Source organism: Pseudoalteromonas ostreae (genome assembly GCF_018069805.1).
GTDB lineage: Bacteria > Pseudomonadota > Gammaproteobacteria > Enterobacterales > Alteromonadaceae > Pseudoalteromonas > Pseudoalteromonas ostreae.
Window position 1 is genome coordinate 65,997 of the sequence record NZ_JAGPYN010000006.1, and the last position, 12,452, is coordinate 78,448.

A 12,452-nucleotide genomic window follows, 5' to 3' on the forward strand; every position below is an offset into this window, starting at 1 on the left:
TGGAGCTAATCGTGGCTTTTAAACAACAATTTTTTTTACTTAAACGCCAACGTGATTTTTGGCTTACTATTTGCCTATTCATCATGGTGGTGATCTCAAATTCATTATCACTGTTTAATTCATCAAATGCCTTTTTCTATAGCCGTTTAGCAAATCTTACCCAAAGCCAGCAAAGTAATGTTGTGATCATTGAAAGTGAGCATTTAAGTCGCGAACATAATGAACTAGTACACCAATTATTAAGCTACCAGCCAAAAGCAATATTAGTTTTTGCTAATGAACAACTAACAGTAAATAAAACCTTAACGGGCATGCCACAAAACTCTGTTTTTTACCCACATCCTAAAAATGACTACTGCCTACCACATATAAATGATTGGTCAGGCTACAATGTTGAATTAGCCGCTGTGACTGACAGCCCATGCCAGGCAATTTGGCCAGCACTGTTTAGCGACCTTGATAGTAGTAAAAGTGTATTGCTTAACTTTGCTTTAGCCCCCTCTGCACTACCAAAGTTTTCAGCTGAGCGGCTGATAACAATGGATATTATGGCCAGCCAGTTACAAAACAAAATCATTATTCTCGGTCAACACAATGCAGGCTTGGGGGTAAGACTTAATGCGCCTAAATTAACACAAACATCAAACTATTTATTACTTACGGCTTATATTGCCGATACACTTGATAAGCAAAGTAGTATATCGCTACTGACGCTATGGCAAAGCACCCTGCTGCTGCTGAGTATTTCTTTACTACTACTGTTCGCTTTTCAAAAATTATCAATTAGTTATAGTATAGCCATTGCAGTACTAACAAGTGTCTGTTGGTTTGGCCTAGGATATTTTGCTTTAGTGTTTCAACATTTATTTTTACCCGTTGGCCAGATGACCATTTTTACCTTTATCACGCTAGCGTGGGTAATACTGGTTAGAAAACTCAACGAAGACAGAGAGCTCACGAACCTAGTCGGGAATATTCAACAAAAAATGGCTGGGCGCTATTTACCAAAGTCATTTATTTCTCAAAGCTCGCCTTGGGATGCCATTATTCGCTTGGTAACTCAACAGCTTGCTTTGAATAAATCGATATTTTTAGCGCGCAAAGAAGGCGATCACCGACTAACTGAAATAAGAGCCGTCAATTGTCACCTTAGCGATATTAAAGAAATGCGTCGCGATTATAAGCGCGCGCCATATTCAGATGCTTTAAAAGAATTTGCTGTAGTACCTATTTTAAGCCCGTTTTTTAATGAGCTAAGCGACGGTGAGCTGCAATATATCGTGCCATTGATCTATGCTGGTGATGTGCGTGGCTTTTGGGCAATGACAGTAATGCCTGATGCACAATTTAACCAACAAGCATTTGAGCGCAATGTGAATACTTTTGCCGGACAAGTGGGTGAACTACTGTTCCATTATCGTATTATTGAAGCTCAAAATAATGCTAATGATAGCGCCCTATCTCAACTACTCACATTGAAATTACAAGAGCCGCTCAGTCAGCAAGTGAAAACGTCGATAGCGGAAATGGAACAAAAGCTAACGACCTTAGAGCATGTTTTTAATAATATTCGCTCTGCGACCATATTATTTAATTTATTTGGCCAAGTAGTGCAAATAAACAAATCATTAGAAAAACTAGCTGCACAACATCGGTTCTCTATTTTTGATTTGACTGCATTAGATTTGCTCTGCTTAGTTACTGATTTAGATACTGAAACTGCGAAAGGTAAATTACGCTTTATGACCTTGCAAAAAGGCGATATTTATCTTCAAGCTAAGCTTGATGAAAATACCTACATACTCAATGTTCGAGCAATAGATACAAGTCATCTACAAAACGCATCTGGCGAGCCATTTCAGGTTTCAGGTATTTTATTTGAGTTTATTGATATTGCGTTTTTTATTGAGCAAATGCCCAACAGCAAACAACTGTGTGATTCATTATCTAAGCAACAGCAGTTTTATGCACACAACTTGATGGAGCCTTCTAACTAGTGGGCGACTTTATCTTGCAGTTATTCCCATCGGGTGGTGGCTTAGGGCAATCGGTTATCACCACTGTATGGATAGGCATTACTGTTGTTTGTTTGTTAAATTTACGATTTGGTTTTCCGCTTACTGGGCTTGTTGTGCCTGGTTATTTAGTGCCATTACTTATCGTTAGCCCAACCTCAGCCGTTGTTATCTTAATTGAAGCGGTGGTCGTATATGGCCTAATGCTCTTTAGCGCCAAATACATAATGCACAAGTTTGGCTACGCCGAGATGTTTGGTCGTGACCGCTTTTTTGCCATCATACTCATAAGTATTCTTGTACGTGTTGTCATGGATACGTTATTTTGGCCATTGATTGCTAACGTGCTCAGCGGTTGGGATATAACCTTTGATTATTCATCACAGCTTTATTCCCTGGGGTTAGTTATTATCGCCCTCACTGCCAACGTGATGTGGAATGGTGGCTTTAAGTACGGCATGAAAGTCACCATTGTTCAGCTACTAATTACTTTCTTATTAGTTCGTTTTGCACTCATGCCAATGACTAACTTTAGCATCGCCAATTTAGCAATTATGTATGAAGCGGTTGCCGCATCGATTATAGCGGCGCCAAAAGCCTATATTATTTTGGTGATCACTGCGTTTATTGCGTCGCGTGCCAATATTAAATATGGCTGGGAATTTAATGGTATTATGCTGCCCGCATTATTGGCGCTGCAGCTTATGCAGCCAACTAAATTGCTCACATCCTTTGCAGAAACTGCCATTATACTGATCATTGGTGCTTCGCTATTAAACTTTACGCGGTTACGTAATGCCAATATTGAAGGTGCAAGATTATTGCTATTTTTCTTCAATATCGGTTTTATCTATAAGTTATTTTTAAATTATTTTGTGGTGCACTACTACCCTGAAATAAAAGTTACTGATACCTTTGCTTTTGGTTATATGCTGTCGACGCTTTTAGCATTAAAAATATATCAAAAAAGCGCACTAGGCTTAGTGATCCGAGCCACCTTTCAAACTTCAATCCTAGGCGGTGCGTTAGCCATTGTGATCGGCTTTATTATCATGTTTATCCCTTCTTTATTTGTTACAACTGACATTAAAGAATTGCAAAGCACAAACAAAGTCAGCGCTCTTGGTCAACAGATCAGTGAATATAAAAGCTACCTTTATACGAGCAATAAAGGACAACTAGACATCAGCAGTTATCAAGCTAGTCAGGACAAAAATAACTTTAAACAAGCGATTTATGAAATTAATAAAGCCCCTAATTCAATAGAAAACTTACTGCTGAATAAACAGCGCTTAGCTAAACTTGATTTTCAATTGCAATTTGATGATAGGTATATTTACATTCGTGATGCTAGAAAAACCTCGCAACGCGGGTTATTTGTTATTTCCCGAAAACCAAGCACAGATTTCATAGTCACGGTACCATTTCCCACTTCAGAAAGTTTAGCGAGCGACTCTGCGGGGCTTATATTTTCACACTTTGACAGTCGCGCCTTAGTATTTGGTACAAGTGCTACACCAACGACAGAATTAACTCATAATAATAAACAAAGTCCTTATTATTTAGCTTTTATTGAAGCTCTGGGGCTTGAGCAACTATTTCAAGTACGGGAAGTTAACAATCGCACAAATCGTTTGTTAATCAAAACCCCTGTCGGCGCAACAAGTCAGTATTGGATTTACAATCAGTTACCAAGCTCACTCAGCCAACGTTTGATCCAACAGCTGTTAGGACATCAAGAGACTTTTTTTGGTCAAGCAACCAATAGCTCTTTACCAGCAGCAAATTTTAATGGCCAGCTGTTTGAAGTGTTTTTAAATAGTGAGAACTACACTACGTTATTAGCTAACATGTCTCGTGATGAAAGTAATAACGAGGACGACGCAATTAGCTATGCAACGCAGAGCCTGAATGAAGTGGTAGCTCTATTTGCTGACAACATTACCGCTAAAGGCAGTGGGGCTTATAAACCATTAACGGCAAATCAAGCCGCCTTGTGGGAATTTGAAATATTACACCCTCTATATCGTTTAAAAACCAAGCTGACAGATCAAGATGTAGATGAAAATATCATTAATCAACTAAACCAAATTAATGCCACAGCCAGGCTAATGGGTTATCAGCTAACATTACTCAATAACAAACAAGGCCGCTTTTTACTTATCGCCCCTTACGTAGATGGGGCAGCAAAAGCCTATGGTCAAGGTTTCTATGTCATCAATCTGACATCGAGTACCCAACTTAATATTGAAGTACCGCGACCATTATTTGAAAGTAATACTTTAAAGTTTGCCACTGAACTATTTGTCAATAGCCAAGCAGAGCATTTACTGATCGCCGGAGCCCATCCGTATGCGCATCCACAAGCGAATGTATTATTACCCAATAACGTTGATTCATTATTTAATGTGGTTCATCAAAGCTATTTACGGTTTGCACAAAATAATGCCATTTTAAACTTACAAATTCGTAGTCACAGTGCACCATCATGGCTCAGACCCACCGCCCTGGCTTTTGAATATACGCAATCAAATAACGCCCACCAGCATCTTTTACAAACACTTAATCACAGTTTGCAAGATTTGGCCGTTAATCACCACGTTGTGCAAGGCCAAACCGCGACAAGAGGTTTAGAGCTTGGTACGTCGCCGCAATCTGGCTATCAAATATTTGCTCCCCACAGCGAACTTGCAACCCTATGGCTTGCATCAGATTTTAAACAGCAATTTTCTGTTAACCAGCAAAGTCTTTTACAACGCTTGCTCGCGATTTCAGCGCAACCAACAATTAAAATAATGAATATAACCACATTATCGCCTGCCAATTGGCAAGCTGTAAGTCCACAACAGCAAACTCATTTTTTAAAAACGATTGAACATTATGCCAGCACGCAACGCTTAACGGCACTGGCACAACTATGTAAGCCATTCGCTAACTGTGAATTACAAACAATTGAGTTTGAAGGCCGCCAAGAGTATGCCCTCGCGATCAGACAAAAAGGTAAGCTGTTGGCAATTTTTAATCCGATAACAAACCGTCTCACTGACCAAAACCGTTTTAACACAATGATGATTGAGGGATCGTATGCTATTTATTAAACGACTCTTAAAAATACTCATATTGATCCTATTACTTGCTGGACTCAGTGTTACGCTGTTTAATTTTTATCTGTGGATACAGTCAGCTGAACCCATAACTAGCCGTTCAGGTGAAGAAACTCGCTCTAACGTTCAATGGCTAAGCACTGAAAAACCATTGATTTTTTCGTTTTCTAGCACTAGAACACACTCGATCCGAGTATTATCAAATGCGATATTTTCTGAACCACAGGATTTAGATAAACCGATAAACTATGCCATTGAATACGCATTCTTAAATGAAAAAAAACAAGTAATTAGTAGTCATATCTATCACCATGCGTCAAAACTAACACCAACCGACAATGAGCAACAAATAAAGCAAATTATTGAAAATCGCCACGCTTTACTGGTCTCATCTGGGCAATCTTTTTATCTTAGCCCAGAACAATTAAAGAACGTTACCAGCGTATCATTAAAGTTAATTAGCGAAGATAGCCAAGTTATGGGGGTGGTAGTGCGAGTCCATGCAAAAACACATAACGATAATGATGATCAATACAGCGCGTGGCTCAAGTTACCATTAGAGAGAAGAGAACGAAGCAGCGCATATCACAGTATTGGGGGTAATGCGCTATCAACCACTGAAATAAACAATGCAGTTACCTATTCATGGCTAAAACTTGCTCCACAAGGTATTCCTGGGATCGATTTTAAAGCCGACATTTTATATGAAACACTGCCCTACAATGTTGTTACTTATGACTTTTCGCAGCAACAACTTAATTTAAATGACTATTACACCGATGCGGCACTGTGTGCGAGCATTGAACTAAAACAGCCAGATTCGCTTATTTTCAGTCTGGACAAATCAGCTGAAATCAATTTAACTTGGTATGATTTAAGTCAGTTTACTGCACCACATACTGTGCTTTATCACGCAAATACAGCGCAGCCACTGAGCTTTATTACCGAACCATTAGATATTGGCTTAGTAACCATATGCAGCACCGAGCCACTGTTAAGTAATTGGTCTTTTAGCTCACTACAACCGTTAACGACCGCACAAGATGGTTACTATCAAATAAGTAACTTATTAACTGCTCGCTTCACGTTTGAAGGAAGTAGCGATATTAACATCGATCTCAGATCATCTAGTCGAGGTCATGCGACTGTGATTGTTTATGATCAAAATAATCAGCCTATTGATACCTTTACTATTTCTTATAACGATGAATTATCTGAATTTGATCGAGTTATTCTAGATTCCACACAACGAGAAAAAATCCCTAAAGCAAATAGCTTTTATTTACGTCTAAACGAACGTGCTGCGGCATTGGCAATTACAACTGAGCAACCGACTCTTGTGCGTGTCAAATCACGTAATAGCCAGTTTAACTATCAACGTACGGTATGCCATACACACTGTATTGAAGATCCAAACTTCCATGATATTGCCGCTTGGTATGAGCAACAAGCTGATAACCATTACGACTTTACTGAACAAGATCGTTACGTCAATATTCGAGTTTTCCAAGAGCCACCAGAGATCCTAATTAAAGACAGTTTCTATCAATCAAGAGAACTGTTTAAACAATTACCGATCTCTAATGTCGCATTGGTCAATAGCCCAACAAAATATTTTACCCCAGTTACTGAGCCCAGCCCTTTTAATTTTGCACCATTGCAAAATAAGCAACTGCTGCAAGCAACGGCTAATGCGCCAAGTACAGATCCAGCCAGTGTGGTTTATCAACTAAGCAACAAAACAGCCAGAGAAGTAAATTTAACAAACACTGACTTTGAACAACTGGCAAATATTGAAAAAAATGCCCAACATATTTATCAAAACTGGCAAGGGCAACGCCCGTGGCTCAAACAACGACTGTATAAACTTACTGCAAATACGCCACTAAAATTAGCATATCCAACGCAACGCCCATACAGTGTGGTATTAAAAGCGTATAGCCATCATGCTGGGCAGAGCATTATCCTCGATATTGCTCAACGTGCTAAATACCAACGTGGCTTAACTCATGATTATAGTATTGCAAACAAGCGATATGGGCTTCAGCCGAGCCGCTTAAGTGATGCCTTTTTGATCCACCCAAAAGACAGTCAACTATTTGCTTACCCGACAATTACTCAACAGCTCAATGCTGATGTTCGTGCACTCAACAGTTTAACTATAACAAGTAATAAAACCGTCTGGATCACAGTCTTAGAAGAATACGCTAACGAAGAAGTGAAAATAAGGTGGTGGAATGATGATGCCCGCTAAGCCGTTACTTGCGATAATATTACTGTTATTAACTTGCGCAAATTACGCAAGTTCAACACCACTAAGTGATACCTATGCGGTTACAAAAGCCCAGCTCGCACAATGGCTAAGCACGCAAAAAAACTTGGCACAAGGAAAAGCACTGACATCATCGTTAACTTTAGCTGCGAAAGATGAACACGTTATAGCAGGAGAAATAAAATACCAATCGAGTGGCAGTCAGTGCATTGCCTATGCCCCGCACCGCTATTTTGACAAGCACAGCTACTTTATTGCAATGGCTCTATTCACTGATTGTCAGGTTTTCTTAGCCAATACCATACATCGCAATACACTTGCAGCTGATGGACAAAAAAGTGATCTAGGTAAATACCACCACAGTGTTACCAATGCGTTCATTCAAAGCTACGCCAATACCGTCGATCAATTTGTTATTTATCAGATTCACGGCTTTGACCCAAAAAAACGACACACTAAAAAAGCACGTAATAGTGATGTAATAATCAGTCATGGTGCCAAGCCAGCTACAGCTAAATTACAGCAAATAAGCCAGTGTTTAACTGACAAATTACAACTTGTCAGTTATGTATATCCGTTAGAAGTTACAGAGCTTGGCGGCACAAAGAATATTTTAAATAAAATTCTGCCAAGTAATGGCGAATTTTTCCATATTGAATTAAGTGATACATTACGCGCGCAACTTGTTCAACATCCTACTTTGATGAGTCAATTTAAAATATGCATTACGCTATAACTGCTATTATTTTCAGCCTATTGCTTACTCTGAGCCCACACGGCTTAGCCAGTAATGACAATATTTTAAGTTCGCCTATGTGGCTAAATGTGACACCTCACGTGCATTTAGATAAATCTCAGCAAGCGATGTATTTTGAAGCTAAACAAAGTCGTTATCTTTGGCTGGCAAAAGGTCAATGGCTGGAGCTGGATAGTACAACGTTTAATTCGTTTATTTACAGCTCGGGGATCAGCCACCTTGCCCAGCAGAGACTCAATGTGAGTCGCGATTTTATCTGTGAACAAGCAAAGTGTCAGTTACCCATTGCATCATATAACCGCATTTTAAAAATCACCAATCACCTTGATGAAGGTGCAACCTTAACGGCAATGGTCGGTGAAACAAACCGTCACCGTGATAGTTTCCGTCGCGCCGTAAAGCTACCACGAGCGGTAACCCGTTTACAATATGGTCAAAATATTGAGCATTATTATCACTTTAAAGCGGGCGAAAAAGTAAAACTGTACTTTCAACACGCTAAAAAATTAAAACTAACTGTGCGCAAAGATTTACTAAATAAAGATATTAACGGCAAAGTCTATACCTATGTAAATGAGCAACCGATCAGTGTGATCGGTGTTATTGCCAGTCGCGCCAGTGAGTATAGTGACCAACACATTGGTTTGGCCAATACCGATTACTTAGCAATAGATAAAGGTGAATACCTAACTATACGTAGTGAAACAGACGCTTATATTAAACTTGAGCAAAATCACAGAGCAATTTTTGATGATCAAGCAATGGATAAGCAACAAGAACGTTTGTTTCAACCATATTGGGTTAATAATTTAGACAGCACGCTGCGTGCTATCTACTCGCAACACGACTTATCACAGCTAAACAATACACCTTATCAAAGCGGTGAATTACTTTCGCAACGTCGTTATCAAGATTTACTTAGCACGATTTCATCTCGCGATTTTCTTGTTCCGAAGTCGCAAGATAAAGCGTACTTTAATAGTCAATTTAAGCAGTTTGATAGCTTTAGTGGACTGCGGATGGTTGATAACACTGGCTACCCGGTACTATCAGAGCACTATGCGCAAATACATCAATTAGGCCCGCAACAGCATCAATTTTCTCTAAATAATAAACAGCGAGTGAGAACGACGATAACACTGTATGCGCGCAGCAATGTCGATAGCCAATTGTTAGTTCGCAGTGGTAACTTGAAATGGCATTTAACCTTGCTAAAAAGCGAAAGTTTTGCCGCCTTTGAGTTAAACGTGCCTTTAACAACAACTCAATTAAGCATTCAGAATCTTCAGCAACAGCGCCAACCAATTGAATACGTACTGCAAAGTGATCAATTACTAGATTTACCAAATAATGAATTGCTCTTTGCACAAGCAGGTACGCTAAAAGAAAAAAGTAAGCTTATTCATAACTTATTGGCTCAACAAATTAGCCAAATCGGTGATGAGTTTACTGCCGCACTGATCCCTTATAAACCACAGATAACAAAAACTGCGGCAATAACTTCCACAGATACTCTACATTGGCAACATCAACTCGGTGAAGCTGAGTATTTAATGGCAGAGCAGCCACTTCAGGCACTGCAAATAATTAAAAAATTAGTCAATGTGCCCAATACAGATATTGTAATTAAAGCGTGGCAATTGCGTCTCACTGTGTTGACGGCGCTAGGGCGCACTTCTTTAGCCAAAAGCTACCTTGAAGGGCTCTACAAAAGCAGCCAAGAAGTGGCTATCAAATCCTATGCTGGCAATCAGTTGATACAACAATATCAAGCATTAGAGCAAGACTATAAACTGCAAGGTTTATGTGCCGATGCTTTAGATTTATTAGCACCATGTAGGAACATTTTGATTGCGCTTGCAATCAAACAACAAAAAAACCTACTCGCATTATGGTTAAGTCATGACTTACCTGACCAAACTGCACTGCAAACAAGCTTTGCAAAATTAAATTGGCGCAATTACAGCAAAGCAGATATTCAACAGCCCAACTACGAACTTAATTACCCAGGCACACAAACACTTGCCAGCCCAACCGGATTAATACAAGCACTAGTGGTTAATAAAGGTCAAAAAGTAACATTCAAAGCACAAAGTCAACCGCTCATGATTGCCCTAAGAGCGCGCAGTACTAGTGTTCAAAATGGTCAATATAAAATGAGTTGGTTGTTTGCGCAACAGACAGCGCAATCATCAAAATCAGTACAACACACTGTACTACCAATTTTCTCTGATATTAACTCGCAAACCCTATTGCGAAGTGATGCTCAACCACTATCGATCTCCAGCGACGCGTTGTTCACATTACAAGCGGGTGAGTCAGTTCGCTTATACAGTGATCAACAAACATTTATTTCCTATAAAATACTCTCGCAGCCATTGACGACGACGTATCATTATCAAAATATGGCAACCCGCTATTTTTGGCAAACACCATTTATGGCGTTGCTATATGACACCGATATCAACATGCAGACGTTATTGAATAACACCTTATTTAAGTTGGCGGATAAAACGCTAACCATCAATGAGTACACGCAAGTTTTAGCGAAAGTAAATGCCCTGAGCTTACCTCCACAACTCACGCAGTTATTTTCACGTATACAAAGTTATGGCCAGTGGGTTCCTCTACAAGACTATACTGACTTTGCTGGCACGCAACTCATTGAAGTGGATTCTCAAGATGAGAGTAGCTATAGCGACCAATTGCTGCGTACCAGTAGCCAAGACGGTTTTACGCAAGGATTAGCCTTACGCCCACATCATGATTTACATATTGACTTGAGCCAAACCCGCTCAGAACAAATTCGTTTAAACTTTCATTTTTCGGTTGCAGAGTTATCGGCAGTGGCTGACTTATCCCAAGGGAATGTCGCGAACGTTGCAATAAAATTAGCCACATCAGAAAAAGTTTGGTCTATACAATCTGATAAACCAGCTGTATTTGGCTTTAATAAAACTGAGCTAACTAATAATGTACTCTCATTGCAATGGCTTAATCCTTATTTATCACAAATGATGACAATCAGCGCACAAGAGTATCGTAATAGTCGCTGGTATGACTTACCGCTTAGCAATAACTTGTTATTTTACACAGTTCTGCCAGAGCAGCATTTAATCGCACAATTACCAGCCGATCGCTTAGTTAAGCTCGAGCAAATGCTCCCAAGCAGTATTGCTGGTGAATTTAAACAACGCCTTGAACGCAGCTTTTTCCACCCAGCAGGTAAAATAGAAGTCAGCACCGACACCATCAAGCACGTTCGCTTATATACTTGGCAATTGAGTGAAAGCAATCATAAAATCTCTAATTTTGAAGCCGAGCAAAACAGCTTAGCAAACACCGTAATTTACCAACTGCCCGTTGCTCAGCGTGCCCTGCAAACTGAGGTCGCACAGTTTCATCCAGACGACTTAAGCTGGCAAGCATTTATTAATTATGACCGCCGAGGTATTTTTGAATCTAGCGAAAACGTCCCTATTCGTCATAGCATGGATGTAGGTGCTAGGTTTCGATTAAGTGACGATGAGAATTGGTATCGTCTTGATCTTACTTACTCTTTGAGCAAACAAGATAGCGAACTATTTTCGATTGATGGCTATCATTCTTGGCAAGATCATGACAGTCCTTGGTACGTCGACAGCGCCTTGCAAACCACATGGCAACCAAGCCAAGCAGGCACTGATAACCAATATGCATTTAATACCTATGTGCAGGTTGGTCAGATCTGGCGCATTGATGAAAGTCATCGTCATCAATGGCAAATAAGTCCGTTCTACAGCTACAGCAGTGCTAATATTGAAGATTTTTTATTTGATCCTAAACTCAATTCAGACATTTATAATTTTTATCGCGAAGATCACCCTCATGGTTGGCGAGGCGAATACCAATATCGCTATCAACCGTGGGTTGATAGTTACTTTAATTTTCTCGCTGGCAGCACGTCCAATGCCGATTGGACAAGCCTAGATATTTTGCGTTTTGGCGCATCTTGGCATCAATATTATCAAGGGCAAATCTTCCAAGCCGGATTAACCAGTTACTATAAGTTTGCTGATAAACATCGCCCTAATAGCACATGGCAATACATCACCAGTGTCGGTTGGCGAAAACAGCTGCCATTAGGTAACTTTTCACAAGGGTGGATCAAAGTACGTTGGGATCAAGATTGGTTTAGAAATGACCATAACATCAGCCTTGAGTTTTCGACTGGCAATATAGCTGGCACCGGTTTGGGTGTTTTCTCTCACGACGAAATTATTTTTGAGTCACTGCAACTCAATCACTTTTTAGAGCAGAATTAA

The 12,452-nt window shown here is 39.8% G+C and carries 5 protein-coding genes; all 5 read left to right on the forward strand.

From position 1 onward, the window contains the following. Positions 1–11 precede the first annotated feature (11 nt). Positions 12–1,997: a hypothetical protein gene (locus J7338_RS06505; protein ID WP_210796281.1), complete on the forward strand. Its 1,986-nt coding sequence runs from the start codon at positions 12–14 to the stop codon at positions 1,995–1,997. After that, complete coding sequence (locus tag J7338_RS06510; protein ID WP_210796282.1) at positions 1,997–5,113, forward strand: poly-gamma-glutamate biosynthesis protein PgsC/CapC; 3,117 nt, start codon at positions 1,997–1,999, stop codon at positions 5,111–5,113. Before J7338_RS06505 ends, J7338_RS06510 begins: the two co-directional genes overlap by 1 nt. Further along, positions 5,100–7,373 (forward strand): hypothetical protein, encoded by a 2,274-nt coding sequence (locus J7338_RS06515; protein ID WP_210796283.1) that lies wholly within the window; start codon positions 5,100–5,102, stop codon positions 7,371–7,373. Before J7338_RS06510 ends, J7338_RS06515 begins: the two co-directional genes overlap by 14 nt. After that, the gene (locus J7338_RS06520) at positions 7,357–8,127 is read left to right on the forward strand and encodes a hypothetical protein (RefSeq protein WP_210796284.1); all 771 of its coding nucleotides are present in this window, start codon (positions 7,357–7,359) and stop codon (positions 8,125–8,127) included. Before J7338_RS06515 ends, J7338_RS06520 begins: the two co-directional genes overlap by 17 nt. An 89-nt stretch (positions 8,128–8,216) precedes the next feature. After that, a complete protein-coding gene (locus J7338_RS06525; RefSeq protein WP_210796285.1) occupies positions 8,217–12,452 on the forward strand; it encodes a hypothetical protein in 4,236 nt (1,411 codons plus the stop codon).